At 62.8% G+C, this 19414-nt stretch carries 15 protein-coding genes and 1 pseudogene; 8 read left to right on the top strand and 8 right to left on the bottom strand.

Annotated elements, in window-relative coordinates:
• The first annotated feature begins 187 nt into the window (after positions 1-187).
• Complete coding sequence (eco, locus tag QMK50_RS26375; RefSeq protein WP_320334416.1) at positions 188-667, top strand: serine protease inhibitor ecotin; 480 nt, start codon at positions 188-190, stop codon at positions 665-667.
• 34 nt (positions 668-701) lie between these two features.
• On the opposite strand, the pseudogene ilvA reads toward eco, so the two are convergent.
• From ilvA to QMK50_RS26360, 3 genes and pseudogenes are all read right to left on the bottom strand, one after another.
• A pseudogene (ilvA, locus tag QMK50_RS26370) lies at positions 702-1697 on the bottom strand (threonine ammonia-lyase, biosynthetic); the annotation flags it as partial.
• 180 nt (positions 1698-1877) lie between these two features.
• On the bottom strand, positions 1878-3035 hold the full coding sequence (locus QMK50_RS26365) for a PQQ-dependent sugar dehydrogenase (RefSeq protein ID WP_095168329.1): 1158 nt from the start codon (positions 3033-3035) through the stop codon (positions 1878-1880).
• Positions 3036-3074: 39 nt separating this feature from the next.
• A complete protein-coding gene (locus tag QMK50_RS26360; RefSeq protein ID WP_413787310.1) occupies positions 3075-3452 on the bottom strand; it encodes a hypothetical protein in 378 nt (125 codons plus the stop codon).
• Between the two features lie 192 nt (positions 3453-3644).
• Between QMK50_RS26360 and QMK50_RS26355 the strand changes: the two genes are divergently transcribed.
• Entirely contained in the window at positions 3645-4511 is an 867-nt protein-coding gene (locus QMK50_RS26355; protein WP_095168333.1) for a Ku protein, read from the top strand.
• An 18-nt stretch (positions 4512-4529) separates the two neighbouring features.
• Positions 4530-7031 (top strand): DNA ligase D, encoded by a 2502-nt coding sequence (gene ligD, locus QMK50_RS26350; protein WP_320334415.1) that lies wholly within the window; start codon positions 4530-4532, stop codon positions 7029-7031.
• Here ligD and lpxO read toward each other — a convergent pair.
• Positions 7028-7927 (bottom strand): lipid A hydroxylase LpxO, encoded by a 900-nt coding sequence (lpxO, locus tag QMK50_RS26345; protein ID WP_095168337.1) that lies wholly within the window; start codon positions 7925-7927, stop codon positions 7028-7030. The genes ligD and lpxO overlap by 4 nt on opposite strands.
• A gap of 261 nt (positions 7928-8188) precedes the next feature.
• Between lpxO and QMK50_RS26340 the strand changes: the two genes are divergently transcribed.
• The 5 genes from QMK50_RS26340 (at position 8189) to QMK50_RS26320 (ending at position 14569) form a co-directional block, all read left to right on the top strand.
• Positions 8189-9508 carry a serine hydrolase gene (locus QMK50_RS26340; protein ID WP_320334414.1) on the top strand — a complete coding sequence of 440 codons (1320 nt, stop codon included), beginning with the start codon at positions 8189-8191 and terminating at the stop codon, positions 9506-9508.
• A gap of 240 nt (positions 9509-9748) precedes the next feature.
• A complete protein-coding gene (locus QMK50_RS26335) occupies positions 9749-10852 on the top strand; it encodes an AI-2E family transporter (RefSeq protein WP_320334413.1) in 1104 nt (367 codons plus the stop codon).
• 18 nt (positions 10853-10870) lie between these two features.
• Positions 10871-12418 (top strand): efflux transporter outer membrane subunit, encoded by a 1548-nt coding sequence (locus QMK50_RS26330; RefSeq protein ID WP_320334412.1) that lies wholly within the window; start codon positions 10871-10873, stop codon positions 12416-12418.
• On the top strand, positions 12415-13539 hold the full coding sequence (locus QMK50_RS26325) for an HlyD family secretion protein (RefSeq protein ID WP_320334411.1): 1125 nt from the start codon (positions 12415-12417) through the stop codon (positions 13537-13539). Before QMK50_RS26330 ends, QMK50_RS26325 begins: the two co-directional genes overlap by 4 nt.
• Complete coding sequence (locus QMK50_RS26320; RefSeq protein ID WP_095168347.1) at positions 13529-14569, top strand: DUF2955 domain-containing protein; 1041 nt, start codon at positions 13529-13531, stop codon at positions 14567-14569. Before QMK50_RS26325 ends, QMK50_RS26320 begins: the two co-directional genes overlap by 11 nt.
• Here the strand turns inward: QMK50_RS26320 and QMK50_RS26315 are convergent.
• From QMK50_RS26315 to QMK50_RS26300, 4 genes are all read right to left on the bottom strand, one after another.
• Positions 14544-14816 (bottom strand): hypothetical protein, encoded by a 273-nt coding sequence (locus QMK50_RS26315; protein ID WP_143501186.1) that lies wholly within the window; start codon positions 14814-14816, stop codon positions 14544-14546. The genes QMK50_RS26320 and QMK50_RS26315 overlap by 26 nt on opposite strands.
• Positions 14817-15286: 470 nt before the next feature.
• Positions 15287-17716, bottom strand: a complete 2430-nt coding sequence (locus QMK50_RS26310) for a TonB-dependent siderophore receptor (RefSeq protein ID WP_320334410.1) — start codon at positions 17714-17716, stop codon at positions 15287-15289.
• Between the two features lie 85 nt (positions 17717-17801).
• Positions 17802-18764 carry a FecR domain-containing protein gene (locus QMK50_RS26305; RefSeq protein WP_159995620.1) on the bottom strand — a complete coding sequence of 321 codons (963 nt, stop codon included), beginning with the start codon at positions 18762-18764 and terminating at the stop codon, positions 17802-17804.
• Positions 18757-19326 (bottom strand): sigma-70 family RNA polymerase sigma factor, encoded by a 570-nt coding sequence (locus QMK50_RS26300; RefSeq protein ID WP_162530202.1) that lies wholly within the window; start codon positions 19324-19326, stop codon positions 18757-18759. The genes QMK50_RS26305 and QMK50_RS26300 overlap by 8 nt, the downstream gene beginning before the upstream one ends.
• Positions 19327-19414 lie beyond the last annotated feature (88 nt).

The raw sequence follows: 19414 nt of genomic DNA, 5'->3' as shown, positions 1-19414 counted from the left end.
CGCTCGCAGCAGTTCGTAGGCCAATCAGCAGCTTAGGTCAAGCATCAACATTTGGGCTCATGCAAAACGCAAGATTGGCGGTAAATCGTCCTGCAATTTGCCAGCTCCACCATTGCGGTTTGCATTAGGCGAGCGGCACGGTAAGAATGCTCCCGTTCACCGAATCCACCCTATGCAAGGAGGCATCATGCGCTCTTCTCACTTAAGCGCCATGACCGTGCTGCTGGCCGGTCTGTCGACCCAGGCCTTGGCCACAAAACTTGAAGACGTCGCGCCCTTTCCGAAGGCGGACAAGGGTTTTACCCGGCAGGTCATTAACCTCGCCCCGCTGACCGCTGAAAACAACTACCAGGTCGAGATCCTCGCCGGCAAGACCCTGACCGTGGATTGCAACAACCCACGCCTGGGCGGCATTCTCGAAGAAAAGAACCTCGAAGGCTGGGGCTATCCGTTCTACCGGATGGACAAAGTCATCGGCCCCATGAGCACCCTGATGGCGTGCCCTGATGGCAAGCGCACGGAAGCCTTCGTGCCCGTGGTCGGAGATGGCTTCATGCTGCGTTACAACAGCAAGCTGCCCATCGTGCTCTACGTACCCAAGGACATCGAAGTGCGCTACCGCATCTGGTCGGCGTCCGACAAGGTCGAGAAAGCCGTCCAGCAATAACCCTGCCGGCCCACGCTCAAGCCGACGCGCCCCACAAGGCGGCGCGCTCGGCGACATGGCGCAAGCTGTCGAAGTTGATGTTGGCACCTGAGTCGATGGCCACCAACGTCTGCCCCTGGATCGCGTTGCGTGCCACATACTGCTTGATTCCCGCCACGGCCAAGGCTCCAGAAGGCTCGGTGATCGAGCGGCTATCGTCGTAGATATCCTTGATTGCTGCGCATAACTCATCGTTACTGACGGTCAGCACCTGATCCACATAATCGCGGCATATGGCAAAACCGTGGGCGCCGATCTGTGCCACGGCGACCCCATCGGCGAAACTCCCCACGCTCGGCAACATCACCGGTTCCCCCGCCGCCATCGCCGCCTGCAGACAGGCCGAATGCTCGGACTCGACGCCGATGATACGGATAGTCGGCCGCAGGTATTTGACGTAGGCGGCGATGCCCGCGATCAGCCCGCCCCCACCGACCGGAACGAAGATCGCATCCAGGCGCCCCGGATGCTGGCGCAGGATTTCCATGGCCACTGTGCCCTGCCCGGCAATCACATCCGGGTCGTCGAACGGCGAGACGAAGGTGCGAGCGCTTTCGCGCGCCAGTTGCAAGGCATGCTCCAGGGCAAACGGGAAACTGGCACCGTGCAACAGCGCTTGCGCACCACGGCTGCGCACGCCGATCACCTTCAACTCCGGCGTCGACTCGGGCATGACGATACAGGCGTCGATCCCCAACTCCCGTGCGGCCAACGCCACACCCTGGGCGTGGTTGCCGGCGGACGCGGTGATCACGCCGCGGGCTTTCTGTGCCTCACTCAGGTGGGCCAGCTTGTTGTAGGCGCCGCGAATCTTGAAGGAGAAGGTCGGCTGCAGGTCTTCGCGCTTGAGCAGGATCTGGTTGTCCAGCCGCTGGGACAACGCGGGCGCTGCCTGCAGCGGCGTACGCACCGCCAGTTGATAGACCGGTGCGGCGAGGATCTTCTTCACATAGTGCGCCAGTAGCGGCTGGCCGGCGGTGGGAGTGTCCATTGATGTCTCCTGGAGTACGTCAGGCCCTGGAGACAGAAAAACAAAACCCGCCTCAAGGGCGGGTTGGGTGCAGCCGTCAGCTAGCCCGCCAAATTCGCAATGGCGGTAATAATAATGCTTGGCTGGCGGCGCGATACGGTGAAAGTCATGCCCGGAAATTAGCCTCGGGGCGCCAGCAAGTCAATCCCCGGTTTGCAGGCCGATCTTGTAGAGCGCACCGTTCCGGTCGTCCGTCAGCACATAGAGGTAGCCATCCGGCCCCTGGCGTACATCGCGGATCCGCGCCTTGAGCTCACCCAATAAACGCTCCTCATGCACCACCTTGTCACCATCGAGCTGCAGGCGAATCAGTTCCTGGGTCGCCAGCGCGCCGATGAATACACTGTGCTGCCAAGCCTTGAACCGGTCGCTGTCGTAGAACGCCATGCCGCTGATGCCCGGTGACTGCTGCCAGACGTGATGCGGACCGACTGTCCCTTCGGCGGTCTGGCCGCGAGCTTCGGGGATTGGCAGACCGGAGTAGTTGATACCGTGGGTCGCATAGGGCCAACCGTAGTTTTTACCGCGCGAGATGATGTTCAGCTCATCGCCGCCCTTGGGTCCGTGCTCGTTCTCCCATAGCTCACCGCTCCAGGGGTTGAGGGCTGCACCTTGCGGATTGCGCTGGCCGTAGGACCAGATTTGCGGGCGTACCCCGGCTTGGCCGACAAAGGGATTGTCCTTGGGGACCTGGCCGTCCGGATAGATCCTCACCACTTTGCCTTGCAGCTTATCGAGGTCCTGCGCCGTTTCGCGCACGTTGTTCTCGCCCAGGGTGATGAATAGATAGCCGTCACGGTCAAACACCAGGCGCGAGCCGAAATGGTTGCTGGTGGACAGCTTGGGCTCCTGGCGGAAGATCACCTGGAAATCCTCCAGTGCCCTGAGGTCCCTGGACAAGCGGCCACGACCGACCGCCGTGCCGGCCTTATCCCCTGCACCACCGCCTTCAGCGTAGGACAGGTACACCAGGCGGTCACTCTTGAACTGCGGTGACAGCGCCACGTCAAGCAGGCCGCCCTGGCCCTTGGACCAGACACTGGGCACCCCGCTCAATGGCGCCGAGCGCTTGCCCTCGAGGTCGACGATACGCAGGTTGCCCGGCCGTTCGGTCACCAGCATACCTTGCTGGTCGGGAAGAAACGCCAGGGCCCAGGGGTGTTCCAGACCTTCGGTGAGCTGGGTCACCGTCAGGCTGCCCAGCTCGCTCGGCAACTGTTGGCTGGACGCCGCCGACACCGGCAGCGCGATCATCAGGGCGCTGCCCAACAGGGTCGCCAAAAGAGTTTTACCTGACATGCACACTTCCTTTATTGCTGATCATTACCCCCTGGCCCCTCAGCGGTTGCTGGTGTCCGGGTCTCTGGGAGGGGGGGCGGGTGAGACATAGGGCCTGACTGTTCCGGGGGTGGCATTAGGGCGCGGATAACCGTTGCCAATGCCGCCGTTATCCAGGGTCGGTGGGCGTGGCAGTGGCACGGTGTTGGGCGCGCGAATTACCGGCGCTGCCGGTCGGGTGCCCTGCATGCTGTTGGGGTTGGCCCGGCGAATCGGGTTGTTGTAGGGATTGTTGTTGCTGGCGCCCGGCAGATTCTGCGCAACCACCAGGCCTGGCCCTGCGAGTGCGGCAATCCGGTCCGGATCGTCCTGCGCCTGCGCCATCGACCCCAGCAAGGTCGACGCCAGCAGCGTTACAGCCAACACGTACCTGCTCATGATGGAGCTCCTCCACTGTCATGCCGATAAGGTCTTCGATACCACGCTACGCCCAGGGTTCGCCGCTGTGAAGGAAATACTCCCAGACAAGATGTTGCAGGGCTGCCTGCTACCGCGCTCCACCGGGCACCCGCCGGAAACTTTCGCCAACCAGCGCAGGTCACCTGATCATCACAGCGCGAGGCAACGGCAATGGCACGGGCAATCTGGAAAGGCGCAATCAGTTTCGGGCTGGTCCACATCCCGGTGTCCCTGGTCTCGGCCACGGCCTCCCATGGGGTGGATTTCGACTGGCTGGACAACCGCAGCATGGACCCAGTCGGCTACAAGCGGGTCAACAAGGTCACCGGCAAGGAGGTGACCAAGGAGCACATCGTCAAAGGCGTGCTCTACGAAAAAGGTCGTTATGTGGTGCTCAGCGAGGAAGAAATCCGTTCCGCTCACCCCACCTCGACCCAGACCATCGACATCTTTTCCTTCGTCGATGCCGAGCAGATTCCCCTGCAGAACATTGACACGCCCTACTTCCTGGCCCCCGACAAACGCGGTGGCAAGGTCTACGCCCTGCTGCGCGAGACCCTGGCCAACACCCGCAAGGTCGCCCTGACCCACGTGGTGCTGCATACCCGCCAGCACCTGGCCGCCTTGATGCCGCTGGATTCGGCCCTAGTGCTGGTGATGCTGCGCTGGCCTGCCGAGGTCCGCAGCCTGGACGAACTGGCCCTGGGCAGCGACGTCACCGCCCCGACCCTGGCCAAGGGCGAACGGGACATGGCCAAGCGCCTGGTCGAAGACATGAGCGGCGATTGGCAACCGGCCGACTACCGCGACAGCTTTGAGGACAAAATCATGGCCCTGGTGGAGAAAAAGGCCCGGGCCGGCAAGATCGAGGACGTCGAAAGCGTGCCAGGTGCCGAACCGCGCAAATCCGCCGACGTCATCGACTTGACTGAGCTGCTCAAACGCAGCCTGGGTGGCAAGTCTGCCGCCACGCCCGCAAAAAAAACCGCGCGCAAAGCCACCCCAGCAAAAAAACCGCGTAAGGCTGCCGGCGATTGATCGCCAGGGATCGTGCTAATGACCAAGGCCGTCAGTGAATACACGCGTAAACGCAACTTCGCGATGACTTCCGAGCCGCCAGAAGCGTCCGCGCGCAAGCCCGGTAAAAAAGCCGTTGCAGCCTTGCGCTTCGTGATCCAGAAACATGCCGCGCGCAACCTTCACTACGACTTTCGCCTGGAACTGGCCGGCACCCTGAAAAGCTGGGCAGTGCCCAAGGGCCCAAGCCTGGACCCGAGCCAGAAACGCCTGGCGGTGCATGTCGAGGACCATCCTCTGGATTACGCCAGCTTCGAGGGCACCATTCCCCCCGGGCAGTACGGTGCTGGCGAGGTGATCGTCTGGGACCACGGCGTGTGGCAGCCCCACGATGATCCGGAAGCGGCGTACCAAGCCGGCAAACTCAAGTTCACCCTGATCGGCGAGAAGCTCGCGGGCGACTGGACCCTGGTGAAAACCCGCCTGCGCGGCAGCAGTGACAAGGAACAATGGTTGCTGATCAAGGAGCGCGATGCCCAGGCCCGCGCCAGTGCCGACTATGACGTGCTCACGCAACAGCCCGACAGCGTGCTGAGCGAGGCACACATCGCGGGTAAAAAACCGTCGAGAAAAAACCCGATAAAAGCCGGCAAATCCGCCCCAGCCATCCAGGCGCTGCCCACCCACCTCACCCCGCAACTGGCGACCCTGGTGGATCAGGCCCCAAGCGGCGATTGGCAGTATGAAATCAAATTCGACGGCTACCGCATCCTGGCGCGGATCGCCGACGGCGAGGTGCGCCTGATCACCCGCAACGGCCACGACTGGACCGCTCGCCTGCCCCGCCAGGCCAAGGCACTGGCCGCACTCAAGCTCGACGGCAGTTGGCTGGATGGCGAGATGGTGGTGCTCGACGACCAGGGTCTACCGGACTTTCAGGCGCTGCAAAACGCTTTTGAACTCGGGCGGACCCTGGAGATGGTCTATTTCCTGTTCGATGCACCGTTTCTACAGGGTATCGATCAACGCCAGATGCCCCTCGAACAGCGTCGCGCCGCCTTGAAAAAGGCCCTGGCGCGCCACCGCGGACATCTGCTGCGTTTTTCCGAGGCGTTTGTCGCCAAGCAACAGGACATCCTCGCCAGCGCCTGTGCCCTGTCCCTCGAAGGACTGATCGGCAAGCGGCTCGGCAGCCCTTATCAAAGCCGGCGCAGCGCTGACTGGATCAAGCTCAAATGCCGGCGACGCCAGGAATTCGTCATCGTCGGCTACACCCAACCGCAAGGCTCGCGCAGTGGTTTTGGTGCCTTGTTGCTCGCGGTGCATGACGCTGGCGACCTGGTCTACGCCGGCCGCGTGGGGAGCGGTTTCGACCAGCAGACCCTGGGCCACCTGCACCAACGGATGTCGGGCCTGGCCCGCGACACCTCACCCTTGGCCAATGCGCTGAGCAGCGCCCAGGCTCGTGGCGTGCACTGGATCAAACCGCAGCTGGTGTGCGAAGTCCAGTTCGCCGAGTGGACCCGCGCCGGCCTGATCCGCCAGGGCGCCTTTATCGCCTTGCGCAGCGACAAACCGGCCAGCCAGATCAGCCGCGAACAAACCCAGCCCGTCAGCGCCCCGGTGCCAGAAAAGAGCAAGAAAAACGAGATGTTGGCCGGCGTTCGGGTCAGCCATCCCGAACGGGTGATCGATACGGCCAGCGGCACGCAAAAGCTGCAATTGGCGCAGTTCTACGCAGGTATCGGCGACTGGATCCTGCCTCATCTACGGCAGCGCCCGGTGTCGTTACTGAGGGCGCCGGAAGGTGTAGGCGGCGAGCAGTTCTTCCAGAAACACGCAGAGCGATTGGCGATTCCCAACATCCGCCACCTGGCTCCCGGACTGGACCCTGGACATGCACGGCTGATGGCCATCGACAGTGTCGAGGCCCTGGTGGGCGCAGTGCAGATGGGCGCGATCGAGCTGCATACCTGGGGGGCCACCGCCGATCACATCGAGACGCCGGAGCAGTTCGTGCTCGACCTCGACCCCGACCCGGCGCTGCCCTGGAAAAGCATGCTGGAGGCCACCCAACTGACCCTGTCGGTGCTCGATGAACTGGGCCTGGAGGCGTACCTGAAAACCAGTGGCGGCCAGGGCATGCACCTGATCGTGCCGCTGGCCCGCACGGAAACCTGGGACCGGGTCAAGGCCTTCGCCAAAGCCATCGCCCAGTTCATGGCGAGCGAACTGCCGGAGCGTTTCAGCGCCAAAATGGGACCGCAGAATCGCATCGGCAAAATCTTCATCGACTACCTGCGCAATGCGCGCGGGGCCAGCACAGTCGCGCCCTACTCGGTGCGGGCCCGGGAGGGCCTGCCGGTGTCGGTGCCGGTGCGCCGCGATGAACTGCCGGGGTTACGCAGCGCACAGCAATGGACGGTGGCCAACCTTGGCGAGCGCTTACGCGCACTCAAGGCCGACCCTTGGGCCGACCTCACTCATCGCCAGCGCCTGAGCGCAAGGATGTGGCAACGCCTGGGGGCGAAAAAACCCTAGATCCAGAGGATCACGGCCAGCAGGCCGCCGAAGATCGCCCACTTTTCCAGGTAGTAGAGCTTGCGATTGCGCTTCTTCAGTTCCTTGCCGCGCAGACGGATCTTGTACAGCCTGGCGAACGCGCGGTTGATCCCGCCGGTTTTATCGCCGGCATCGTTGGGCGCGCCGGCGGCGGACATCACGGTGCGACTGAACCAGGCATTGAACGCAGCTGCCCAGCGGTACTTCAACGGCCGCTCGACGTCGCAGAACAGGATGATGCGATTCTCCTGGGTGGTGTTTTCGGCGTAGTGGATATAGGTCTCGTCAAACATCACCGCCTCGCCATCGCGCCAGTGATAGCGCTCGCCGTCGACCTCGATGTAGCAACCGGGGTCATTGGGAGTGTCCAGGCCCAGGTGATAACGATAGGAGCCGGCGTAGGGGTCACGGTGGCGCACCAGTTTTGAACCCGGTGGCAACTCGGCAAACATGGCTGCCTTGATCGAGCCGATGCTCTGGACCAGCTCGGTGGTGCGCGGGCACAGCTTGGTCGCCGAAGGATGGCTTTCGCCGTACCACTTCAGGTAGAAACGCTTCCAGCCGGTCTTGAAGAACGAGTTGAAACCCACGTCGTTGTACTGGTCCGAGCGCTTGATCTCCCCCGCCCGCAGCAGGTTCTGGCCTTCTGCGCGAATTTCCTGCCAGTGAGCCTGCAACGGGCTCAGGTCGGGGAAGTCACGGGGGTCCAGGTACGGTCGGTTCGGCAGTTTGGAAAACAGGTAGAGGAAGCAGTTGATCGGCGCCAGGAAGCTCGAATGATCGCTTAACTGGCGACCCAGCTTGTGCCGGACGCGACCGCGCAGGTGTACGTAAGCGATGGAGAGCAGGTAGAGGGAAACAATGATCAGCTTCACGAAAATTAATCACAGGTCAGAAAAAATACACGCTGCGCGCCACGGAACCTGGCTTAACGCAACATCGGGTATCTATGGCAGGGGCTGAAGCACAACGCCAGCACCTGACCATTGGCGCGCATTTTAGTCACAGTTTGTAACCTAGGGAAAACCAACAAATGTGAAAAACTTTAGGCTGGATGTACTGCCGACAATCCGGCACCCTGGCCACTCAGGCAAAATCTCCAGCTACCCGCCCCCTGTTCATGGAAGATCCAAATAATGAAGCCAGCTGCGCGCTTGACCGCTCTTTCGCTGTTCGCCGGCGTGTTCAGCGCCCTGACCAGCGCGTCCGCCTGCGCCATTGATTACCCCGATGCCGCTGCCAGCGACCCGATAAAGCTCGGCTGGATGGTCGGTTCGCCACCGCCACCTGCGCGCATCATTCGGTTCGCCGATGGCAGCTACTACCAATTCCCGGCGCTGCGCTGGAGCTTCTCCAACTTCCGCCAGTTGATGCCGACACTGAACGTCTCGCGCGGCCTGGCAGCGCCATCGGTGCTGGCACAGGCACCCGACAACGCCATCGACGCCCTGTCATTCAACACCACGGACAACCAGTCTCTTACCTGGTCGCAATCGCTGGCCGCCACCTACACCGACGGGATTGTCGTGCTGCATCGCGGCAAGGTGGTGTATGAACGCTACTTTGGCGTACTGACGCCCCAAGGCCAGCACGCTGCCATGTCGGTGAGCAAATCCCTGGTCGGCATCCTGGGGGCAACCCTGGTCGCCGAAGGCAAGCTCGACCCGGCACAGCGCGTCGACCACTACGTGCCGGAACTGGCGAGCTCGGCCTTTGGCGATGCGACGCTGCGCCAGGTGCTGGACATGACCACTGGCCTTGAGTACAGCGAAGACTACGCCAACCCCGACGCACAAATCTGGGCCCATGCCAATGCCGGCAACCCCCTGCCCAAGCCCAAGGATTACCGTGGGCCACGCAGCTACTATGAGTTTTTGCAAAGCGTGCAAGCCCAGGGCCGTCACGGCGAGGCCTTTGCCTACAAAACTGTCAACACCGACGTACTGGGCTGGGTGATCGCCCGGGCCACCGGGCAAAACGTCGCCCAACTCCTCTCGCAACGCATCTGGAGTCGCCTGGGCATGGAACAGGACGCCTATTTCAGCGTGGACAGCATCGGCACGCCCTTTGCCGGTGGCGGTTTCAACGCCGGGTTGCGGGACATGGCCCGGGTCGCGGAAATGTTGCGCAATGACGGGCAAGCCAACGGCGAGCAGATCGTGCCCAAGGCGGTCGTCGACGAGATCCGTGGCGGTGGCGACAAGGCCGCCTTCGCCAAGGCCGGTTATGGCCTGCTGCAGGGCTGGAGCTACCGCAACATGTGGTGGGTCAGCCACAACCCGAACGGCGCCTTCATGGCCCGCGGCGTTCACGGGCAAAGCCTGTACATCGATCCGCAGGCGCAGATGGTCATCGCCCGTTTCGCCTCGCACCCGGTGGCGGGCAATGCCGCCAATGACCCGGTGACCCTGCCGGCCTTCGCCGCCCTCGCGCAGCATCTGCTCCAGCAGCCTTGAGGCACGGCGACCCGTCCTGGCGGTGCCCACACCGACACCGCCAGGCTGTCCAAGCAGATTAATGAGCATTATTGATTGGTATTAGCTGCGCGCCAGGGCTCCACTGCCGCCCCCCCGGCTGCTCCGGCGGTGTGCTGGTGGATGAAAATCATCGATTCGACACCCCTATCATTTCCAATTGAGCGTCTATGCTGGATTTACCCTTCTCATGCCGTTGCTGTCCGCCCCCGGAGGCTCTCCATGCTACCCACCCCTGTGACCGAGAAATCCTTCTCCCGGGATATGCTTGATGTGCTGATCCGTGCGGGACTGCTCGCGGTCCTCCTGATGTTCTGCTTCCGCATTTTCAGCCCGTTCCTGGACTTGATGCTGTGGTCGGTGATTCTGGCGATCACCCTGTACCCGTTGCACGGCAAACTCAGCCGCAAGCTGGGCACCAGTGGCGGGCACACCGCGACCGTGATGGTGCTGATCGCCGTGGCGATCCTGTTGGTGCCGGTCTATCTGTTGGGCACCTCGATCGTCAGCTCGGTGGAAAGCGCCATGACCATTGTCCGGGCCGACACCGTGCATATCCCGGTTCCGCCTGATTCGGTAGCCACCTGGCCACTGGTGGGCGAAAAACTCCATAGCCTGTGGATGCAAGCCGTCACCGACCTGCCGGTGCTGGTGCAAAAGTACATCCCCGAGATCAAGCACTTCAGCCTCGCCCTGCTGAGCAAGTTGGCCGGCGCCGGTGCGGGTTTCCTGATCTTCATCTTTGCCCTGATCATCGCGGGAATCTTCATGGCCTACGGTGAAAGCGGCAGCCGCAGCGCGGTGCATATTGTTTCGCGGGTCTGCGGCCCGGACCGTGGCCCGTCCATCACCGAGCTGTGCACCGCGACCATTCGCGCGGTAGCCCTGGGCGTGATCGGCATTGCCTTCATTCAAATGCTGCTGGTGGGTGCCGGGTTCGTCCTGATGGGCGTACCTGCTGCCGGCCTGCTGGCCCTGGCGGTGCTACTGCTGGGCATCATGCAACTGCCGGCCACGCTGATCACGTTGCCGGTGATCATCTTCGTGCTGGCCAACCAAGGGGCGACGACCGCCACCATCATCTTCTCTATCTATGTGTTCATCGCCGGCCTGGTGGATAACGTGCTCAAGCCCCTGCTACTGGGGCGCGGCGTCGACGTGCCGATGCCAGTGGTGCTGATCGGCGCCCTGGGCGGCATGGTCACCAACGGCATCATCGGCCTGTTCATTGGCCCGGTGGTCCTGGCCGTGGCCTACCAGTTGTTCTGGCAATGGGTACAGGACCAGCCACCCGCTTCCCGACCCGACAAACTGGGGCAGTCCTGACACGGGCGGGTGCACTGCATGCTCAGATCCTGCCATCCAGGGCACCTGTTGCTGGTTGCGCTGCTCGGTCTCGGCGGCTGCGTGCGCCTGGGCCCCGACTTCCAGAGTCCGGCGCAGCCCTGGACGCGGCAGTGGAACAGCGCCGCCCTCGAACAGGCCAGCCAACGCGGCGACAATCCGGACCTGCGCCAGTGGTGGCGGGTGTTCAACGACCCGCTGCTCGACCGCTTGATTGCCGCTTCCGATGCCCACAACTCAAGCCTGCAGATCGCCGGCTTGCGGGTCATGGAGGCCCGCGCGCAACTGGGCATCGCGCAAGCCGGGCTTTATCCGCAAGTGCAGCAGGCCAGCGCCGATAGCCTCTACGTGAACCGTAGCCAGGCCGGCGGCAAAAACCCGCAGAGCAGTAACTTCTGGCAGTACAGTGCTGGCTTCGATGTCGGCTGGGAGTTGGACTTCTGGGGCCGTTTCAGTCGCGCCATCGAGTCCTCGGATGCCAGCTACTTCGCCGCCCAGGCCAACTACGAAGATGTCCTGGTGCTGCTGCGTGCCCAGGTCGCCGATACCTACTTCGCCCTGCGCACCACCGAAGCACGGCTACGCGTGGCACGGGAAAACAGCACCCAGCAGAAGCGCAGTTTCGAGATCACCGAAAAGCTCTTCAACAGCGGCCAGACCGCCGAGCTTGACGTGCAACAAGCCAAGACCCAGTACCTGGGAACCCTGAGCAACATTCCCAGCCTGGAAGATCAGGCGGCACGCACCCGCAACGCCCTGGCCGTGTTGATCGGGCAACCGCCGGGGGCGCTGCCGCAACTGAGCCTGAATACTGGCCTGATACCGCTGGTGGACCGCGCCGTGCTGCAGGACGTGCCCGCCGAACTGCTGCTGCGCCGCCCCGACGTGCGGGCCGCGGAGCTGAATGTCGCGGCGCAGTCGGCACTGATCGGCGTGGCCGAATCCGACCTGTATCCGTCCCTGAGCCTGCTGGGCAGTATCGTCTGGTCAGCCAATTCTCTGGGCGGCACCTCCAATAACCTGGACCTGGTCGGCGGCCCCAGCTTGCGCTGGAACATCTTCGATTACGGGCAGATCCACAACAACGTGCGGGTGCAGGATGCTCGCTTGCAGCAACTGATCGAAGCCTACCGCGACAAGGTCCGCCAGGCGGCGCGCGAAGCCGACGATGCCGCCACCGGATTGACCAAGGCCCTGGAGCGCGAGCGCATCCTGCGCGAGGCGGCATTTGCCGCCGAACGTTCGCTGGTGCTGGCCAACGCCCAATACCGCGAGGGCTACTCGGACTTCCAGCGGGTCCTCGATGCGCAGAGCGCGCTGCTGGCGCAACAGGACAATTACCTGCTCAGCCGCAGCACCGCCGTCAGCAACCTGATTGCCCTGTACCGGGCCCTGGGAGGTGGCTGGTACAGCGCCCAGGCGAAAATCGATGCAGCTACGCGCCAGCAAATGGAACAACGCACCGACTGGGGCGACCTGCTGCAGGAACCCGCCAGCCCGCCACCCGCCCCAGTCCCGGCTCCCGCTCCCCAAGGTGATCAACGATGAGTGACGTCCCGCCGCCCGCCGCCAAGGCCCCCGAACCTGCCGCCGAACCGGTGAACAAAAGCCTCAAGTGGGTTGTGCTGCTCATCGTCCTGAGCCTGGCCTGGTACCTGCTGGCGGACCGCTTCACGCCCTACACCCAGCAGGCGCGCGTGGGCGCCTTTGTCATCCCGGTGGCGTCCGAGGTAGCGGGTCGGGTGATCAAGGTCAATGTGCGCAACAACCAGGACGTCAAGGCCGGGGACGTGCTGTTCGAAGTCGATCCGCAGCCCTACCAGATCGCCGTCGACCGGGCCCGTGCCGACCTTGAGTCGACCCGCCGGCAGATCGGCGCCAGCACCGCCGGGATTGCCGCAGCGCAAGCCAACCTGCGCGCGGCCCAGGCCAACGAACTCAAGACCCGTCAGGACAACCAGCGCCTGGAAGGCTTGTACCGGGAAGACCGCGGGACCATTTCCGTGCGCTTGCTGGAAGTCTCGCGCGCCAACCACGCCCAGGCGGTCAGCCAGGTAGCGGCCGCCCGCGCCGAAGTCCAACGCGCTCGTGAGCAGGAAGGCGGCAGCGAACAGGACAACGCCTTGTTGCGCAGCGCCGCCACCGCGCTGTCGAAAGCCGAACTGGACCTGGCCAATACCCAGGTGCATGCGCGCTCGGCGGGCCTGATCACCGACTTGCGTACCGACACCGGGCAGTTTGCGGCTACCGGTACCCCGGTCATGACCCTGATTGCCATCCACGATGTGTGGATCAGTGCCGACATGACCGAGAACAACCTCGGCCTGGTCAAGACCGACACCGAGGTATCCATCGTCCTCGACGCCCTGCCCGGCGAGGTTTTCAGCGGCCACGTGCGCAGCGTCGGCTACGGCGTCAGCGTCGGCCAACCGACCTCCCCCGGCGCCCTGCCTACTGTGCAGAACAGCCGCGACTGGCTACGCCCGGCGCAACGTTTCCCGGTGATCATCGAGTTTTCCGCCGAGTCCCTGGCCAGCCTGCGCGACGGCCGTGGAATACGCGCCGGTGGCCAGGCGGAAGTCATGGCGTTCCCCACCGCCGGCAACCCCCTCAATCCCCTTGGCCGCTTGTTCCTTCGGTTGATGAGCTGGCTGTCCTATGCCTACTGAGCGCTCGCCCCAGGCCCAGCGCGCGCTGCGCCTGGCCTGCGGCACGGCGCTGTGCCTGACGGTCAGCTTCGGCCTGGCGCTGCCGATTCCCTTCATGGCACCGGTGCTGGCGCTGATGCTGCTGGTGTCACTCAACCAACCGCTGTCGTTCAAGGCCGGCCTGGGCCTGATCCTGGTCGCCCTGTTCACCACCGGTATCGGCCTGTTGCTGATCCCCATGCTGCGCTACTACCCGGCCAGCGGCGTACTGCTGATCGCGTTGGCGCTGTTTGTGGTGTTTCGCATGGGTTTGCGTGGCGCCAATGGCCTGGTGGTGACCTTTCTGATTATCGGCCTGACCCTGATCTCCGCTGCCGGCGTCGCCGACTTCGGCCTGGCGGTGACGGTGATCGAGGCGCTGGGCAAGGGCCTGTTCCTCGCGATGCTGTCGGTAGGCGTGAGCCACTGGCTGTTTCCCGACCCTGGTAACGCGCCCTCCCCCCCGCCGGCCCCGGCCCTCAGCCCAGCAGAGATTACCCGGGTCGCGCTGCGCGCCACGTTGATCGTGCTGCCGACTTTTGTCCTGGTGCTGCTTGACCCGGCCAGCTACTTGCCGATCGTCCTCAAGGCCGTCAGCCTGGGGCAACAGAGCTCCACCACCGGAACCCGCCACGCCGGGCGCGAACTGATCGGCTCGACCCTGCTCGGCGGCCTGCTGGCGATATTGTTCTGGTGTGGACTGAGCCTGTTTGTGCACCTTTGGATGTTTTTCCTGTGGACCCTGCTGTTCACCTTGCTGGTGGCGCGCAAGCTCTACCGCCTGCGCCCGACCGCACAAAGCCCGGGCTTCTGGCTAAACACCCTGGTGACCATGATCATCCTGCTCGGTCAATCGGTACAAGACAGCGCCGCCGGCAAGGACGTCTACACCGCATTCGCGATCCGCATGGGGCTGTTTATCCTGGTGACCCTCTATGCCTGCCTGATGGTCCACCTGCTGGATCAACGCCGACGCAACGCCCCGCTCAACCCTCCTGCTCTTGCAAAATAGAGGCGTTGTCGCTGATCGCACTGCAACTGCCCGCCTCCAGGCAATGGGTAATGTAGATGACTTGTTTGCCGCAACCGCGCACACCGATGGTGTACTCCGTGCGTTGACTGGAATAGGGAATAAAGCTGATCTTGCTGGTGATCACCGCCGAAGTGACGTTTTCACAATTGATTTCGTACTGCGCGCGTTTAGTCGCGGTCAGGAGGGCCGACTCTTTACTGGTAGCCAGCGCCTCTTTATCACTCATGCACCCACCCAGGCTGACCATTAGGAACGAGGCAAGCAAACACGCAGCGGGGGCGACTCGACGCTTCATGGAAATACCTTCCAGCTCAGTTGACGGTATTCGCCCGTTCCCTGGCTCCAACCTTGAGCCTGTAAACCCTTACCGGGCGAATGAGCACAGCTTAGGGCTGCGCACTGAACAGTTCTTTAAGAGGATTCTTAATTTGCCGGTTGCTTATGGAGCTGTGCGCAATCCAGGTGCTTATCGATCAACCCGGCCGCTGCAGGTGAGTGGGTAAAGCCAAGTCATGACCCGCGTCGGGGAACACCTGCAGTTGCGCGTGCGTTATTCAGTTGCGCAAGGCCCCGGGCAAAAACGGCAACTGCTCAGGTGCGGTGATCATTGGCTCGTTCCTTGAGGTGGGTGTGGCCCAGCAGTATGCCGCTGGGCAGCACGTGTTGCTTGATGGATCTGGGGGTTCTAACAGCTTCTTAGAAGCTATAGCGGGCGGTCAGCTTCACATTGCGTGGGTCGCCGTAGATGTCGTACGGGCTATAGCCACCATTGGCCACGCTGCTGTAGTAGGTGCGGTCGAACAGGTTGTTGACGTTGAGCTGCAGATCCAGTTGCTCGGTGGCCTGGTAGCCTCCCACCAGACCGACCACGGTGTAGGAGCCCTGCTGGTTTTTCCATGCGCTGGCACCGGTCCCCCCCGAAGTGCGTATGCGGCTCTGCTGATAGACATCACCACCAATGCGCCAGCGCTGCAGCTCATCGGGCAGGGTGTAGATCGTGGCCAGCTTGAACAGCTGACGCGGTTTCTTGCGGTCGAAGTCTTCGCCTTTTTTGGCTGCGTTGGCGTCGTTGACGTATTGGGTCTGGGTGTAGGTGTAACCGCCAGCCAATTGCCAGTTGTCGGTCAGGGCACCCTGGATTTCCAGGTCAATGCCCTTGCTGCGCACCAGGCCAGCGGCCTCATAGCAGGCACTGGCGGCGCCTGAACCGCAACCTTTGATATCAGGCAACTCCTGGGCGCGATTCTTCTGGTCGATCTGGAACACTGCCATGTTGGTATTCAGCGCGCCATCAAAGTACTCGCCCTTGATGCCCACCTCGTAGTTCTCACCCACTACGGGCTCAATCACGTTGCCGCCTATGCCTTTTTCGCTTTGCGGTTTGAAGATATCGGTGTAGCTGACATAGACCGAGTGATTGGCGTTGAGATCGTAGACCAGGCCGGCATAGCGGGTCAGGTTACGAGTGACCTTGTAGTTGCTTTGACTGTTTGCGCTGTCATCGAATTCGTACCAGTCCAGACGGCCACCGAGAATCAGCGACAGTGGCTCGCTCAAACGCAGGCGGGTACTGGCATAGAAGCTGTCCTGGGTGGTGGTCTCGGGAAGGCCATCAGGCCCCCTGACGTAATCCGGCTTGTCGTGACCCCGTGGGTCCCACTCGAAAAGATTGCTGCCTGCTTCGATGAAATCGCTCCAGGCCTTACCGGAACGATAATCCAGCTTGCGCTTGCTTACGCCCAGGCTCAGGTCATGTTCTTGACCGAGCAACTGGAAAGGGCCGCCCAGCGCCAGGTCGTAGCCGGTTTCCTTCTGCTCCATGGCTTCGGTCCATAGGTAGTGGCGATCGTATTCCCATATCGAAGAGGCCAGCACGTCGGTGTCGGTCTTCGATTGCATGGCTGCCAGGCGTAATGTCCAGTCGTTGGCCAAGCCTTGCTCAAGAGTGGCGAAATAGCCGGTAGTGCGATTGTCGGAATACTCCCAGTCATTACCGAGGAAGGTGTCACGTGGCAGCCCGAGATGACCGCCACCACGGGCCATCGGCAACCCGCCCCAGATGTAGTTGGTGTAGTTCTTCTGCCGGTAGCCACCGAATGTCAGGGTGGTGCTTTCACTCAGGTCGGCGTCGACCACGCCGTAGTACAGATCCGCATCACTTTCCACCGAGTCGCGGAAGCTTTTGGCATCCTCGCGCGAGATCACGGTACGGGCACGCAGGGTACCGTTGTCATTGAGCGGGCCGCCGACATCCAGGGTGCCGGCGTAATCGTCCCAACTCCCGGCACTGCCGGTGAGCGTGCCTTGGAATTGATGGGTCGGGCGCTTGCGTATCAGGTTAATGGCGCCAGCAGGATTGCCGGCGCCCTGGGCCAGCCCGGTGGCGCCGCGCACGATTTCGACCCGGTCATACATGGCCAGGTTGGCCTCTCCACTGGGCAGGTAGGTCAGGAAGCTGGTGGGAAAACCATCGTACATGATGTTGTCGATGTCGAAACCGCGAGCGCTGAATGTCGGCCGCCCCGCCCCGCCGGAGTTGTTCAGAAAAACCCCCGGTGCACTTTGAGCGACATCGCTGATGCTGGTCATGGCCTTGTCGTCCATACGCTTGCGCGTGACCACGCTGACCGTCTGCGGTGTTTCGCGCAAGGTCAGGGGCAGCTTGGTGGCAGTCTGCATAACCCCGGTGGTATAGGAACCGCTATTCTCAGTGGTCGCCGCCAGGTGCTGTCCGGTAATGCTGGTAGCGCCCAGTTCCAGACTGGTGCCGGTGTCCTGCGGTGTCAGCAGGTACAGCCCGCGACCCTGCGGTGAAGCTTGCAGGCCGGTACCCTGCAACAGTTGCTGCAAGCCGCCTTCCACGCTGGTGGCGGCATTCAGGCCAGGGCTGCGCAACCCCTCCACCAGGCCCGGTTCGATGGGCAGGGTGATATCCGCCTGGCTGGCGAACTCGGCGAGCGAACTGCTCAGGTTGCCGGCTGGCACCTGATAGGCACGCTTATGCTGCGCGCCTTGCTCGACGGCCTGCAGCGATGCGGTGGCCAGGCTGCCGCCCGCAATGATCAGACCCAGTGCGGCAGCGTGTACTGCCCGCGCCAATGGTTGCATGCCCTGCTTCGTCGCCATGTGTTCGTCCCAGCCCTGTAAAATTGATGTGGTTACAGAAGGGACACGCGACCTGAAGAAAACACGACAATGATTCTTATTAACTTTACGCGCGGGCCGTGAGAGTGACCCAGTAGGGCGTGCGGTAGTGGACGCTCACCGGCAGAGTCTGGCTCAGTGCATGAAGAATCTGGTCGGTATCACGCAACTGGAAGGTGCCGGAGATCAGCAGTCCGGCGACCGCTGGATCGCAACGCAGCAGGCCAGTTCGATAGCGATCCAGTTCGCGGATGAAGGCATCGAGGCGCATCTTTTCTACGCGCAGCACGCCGCTGATCCAGTCCAGACGATTCTGCGCCAATGCCAGTGATGGCTCCGCAGCCAGGGGGGTGACATGGGTCTGCCGGCCGGCCGTCAGGCGCATCAGGCCGTCATCACCCCGTGACAGTCGCGGACGCACCAGGACAGCGCCCTCCAGAGCGGCGAGGTAAGTGCTGTGCGGGTACTGACGCACCACAAAGCGGCTGCCGAGCAAGGTGAGTTGCGCGTCGGCGGTATCGACAATGAATGGCCGCCTGGCATGCTCGCGAGGCACCTCGACGAGCATCTCTCCGCTGATCAGGCGCACACGACGAATGCTCTCGTCGTAGGCGATATCGACGGCGCTGCCAGTGTTCAGGCGAATCTGTTCGCCATCCGGCAGATGCAGCGTGCGTTGTTCCCCGGTGGCGGTACGCTCGTCCGCCTGCCACTCGCGCCACGGCAGGCGTTGCTGTGCTGCGAACCCGAGCGGGGCGGCGGCGATCAGCAACGCCAGGGTCTTGAGCGTCTGGCGCCGATCCAGACCGCGCGGGCGTTCCAACGCTGTCCGTCCGGCATCACCGGCAAGCTGCTGGGTGCGTTCGCTGAAGCGCTCGGCCAGTTGCCAGGCGCGTTCGTGATCAGCGTGCCGCGCCCGCCACTCCGCGCCGGCGGCATGCTCGGCGGCACCGGCACCGCTGTTCTGCAAGCGCACGAACCAGCCCGCCGCTTCCCGGGCAATGCGCCGGTCGATGGGCGTATCACTCATGCAACGCGTCCTGGCTGGCGAGCATGATGCACTCTTCAAAAGCCCGCGCCAGATAGCGTTGTACTGAACGCACACTGAGATTGAGGCGGCTGGCGATCTCTTCCTGCGTGTACCCCTCCAACTGCGCCATCAGGAACGCCTGCCGGCTTTTGGCAGGCAATAGGGCCAGTACCTGGTCGATCTCGTCGAGGGCCTCGAGCACCAGCGCCTGATGTTCCGCAGACGGCGCCAGGTCTTCCGGGGTTTGCGCCAGGGTGGCCAGGTAGGCCTGCTCCAGTGAGCGACGGCGGTAGAGATTGATGGAAAGGCGATTGGCGATGGTCGCCAGATAGGCGCGCGGCGTCGTGAAGTTCAGCGGCTCGCCAGGCGCACTGCTGAGCAGCCGCACGAACGTATCCTGGGCCAGGTCCCCCGCATCGGCGGCATTGCCCAGGCGTTTGTGCAGCCAGCGTTGCAGCCAACCGTGGTGGTGGCTGTAGAGCTGATCGATGGCCTGGTTAGGGTGGCGGTTTGCCGATGAAGTGGACTGCACGGTATAGGAGATACATGAATGAGAATGCATCGCATTCTAGCAGTGTCAGACCGTGCTCGTACAAGCAAAGGGTTCAGGTCCTACGGCCCCCCCCACTGGCGGGTACCGGGCTGCGGTA

The organism is Pseudomonas sp. P5_152 (assembly GCF_033989915.1).
Lineage (GTDB): Bacteria > Pseudomonadota > Gammaproteobacteria > Pseudomonadales > Pseudomonadaceae > Aquipseudomonas.
Note: the sequence above shows the minus strand (reverse complement) of the source record. Positions and strands in the feature narration are given on the sequence as shown.

Excerpts from the sequence above, each read along its gene's own strand:
- eco (WP_320334416.1), top strand. The coding sequence starts at position 188 with ATGCGCTCTTCTCACTTAAGCGCCATGACCGTGCTGCTGGCCGGTCTG.
- QMK50_RS26365 (WP_095168329.1), bottom strand. The coding sequence starts at position 3,035 with ATGTCAGGTAAAACTCTTTTGGCGACCCTGTTGGGCAGCGCCCTGATG.
- QMK50_RS26360 (WP_413787310.1), bottom strand. The coding sequence starts at position 3,452 with ATGAGCAGGTACGTGTTGGCTGTAACGCTGCTGGCGTCGACCTTGCTG.
- QMK50_RS26355 (WP_095168333.1), top strand. The coding sequence starts at position 3,645 with ATGGCACGGGCAATCTGGAAAGGCGCAATCAGTTTCGGGCTGGTCCAC.
- ligD (WP_320334415.1), top strand. The coding sequence starts at position 4,530 with ATGACCAAGGCCGTCAGTGAATACACGCGTAAACGCAACTTCGCGATG.
- QMK50_RS26340 (WP_320334414.1), top strand. The coding sequence starts at position 8,189 with ATGAAGCCAGCTGCGCGCTTGACCGCTCTTTCGCTGTTCGCCGGCGTG.
- QMK50_RS26335 (WP_320334413.1), top strand. The coding sequence starts at position 9,749 with ATGCTACCCACCCCTGTGACCGAGAAATCCTTCTCCCGGGATATGCTT.
- QMK50_RS26330 (WP_320334412.1), top strand. The coding sequence starts at position 10,871 with ATGCTCAGATCCTGCCATCCAGGGCACCTGTTGCTGGTTGCGCTGCTC.
- QMK50_RS26325 (WP_320334411.1), top strand. The coding sequence starts at position 12,415 with ATGAGTGACGTCCCGCCGCCCGCCGCCAAGGCCCCCGAACCTGCCGCC.
- QMK50_RS26320 (WP_095168347.1), top strand. The coding sequence starts at position 13,529 with ATGCCTACTGAGCGCTCGCCCCAGGCCCAGCGCGCGCTGCGCCTGGCC.
- QMK50_RS26315 (WP_143501186.1), bottom strand. The coding sequence starts at position 14,816 with ATGAGTGATAAAGAGGCGCTGGCTACCAGTAAAGAGTCGGCCCTCCTG.
- QMK50_RS26310 (WP_320334410.1), bottom strand. The coding sequence starts at position 17,716 with ATGGCGACGAAGCAGGGCATGCAACCATTGGCGCGGGCAGTACACGCT.
- QMK50_RS26305 (WP_159995620.1), bottom strand. The coding sequence starts at position 18,764 with ATGAGTGATACGCCCATCGACCGGCGCATTGCCCGGGAAGCGGCGGGC.
- QMK50_RS26300 (WP_162530202.1), bottom strand. The coding sequence starts at position 19,326 with ATGCATTCTCATTCATGTATCTCCTATACCGTGCAGTCCACTTCATCG.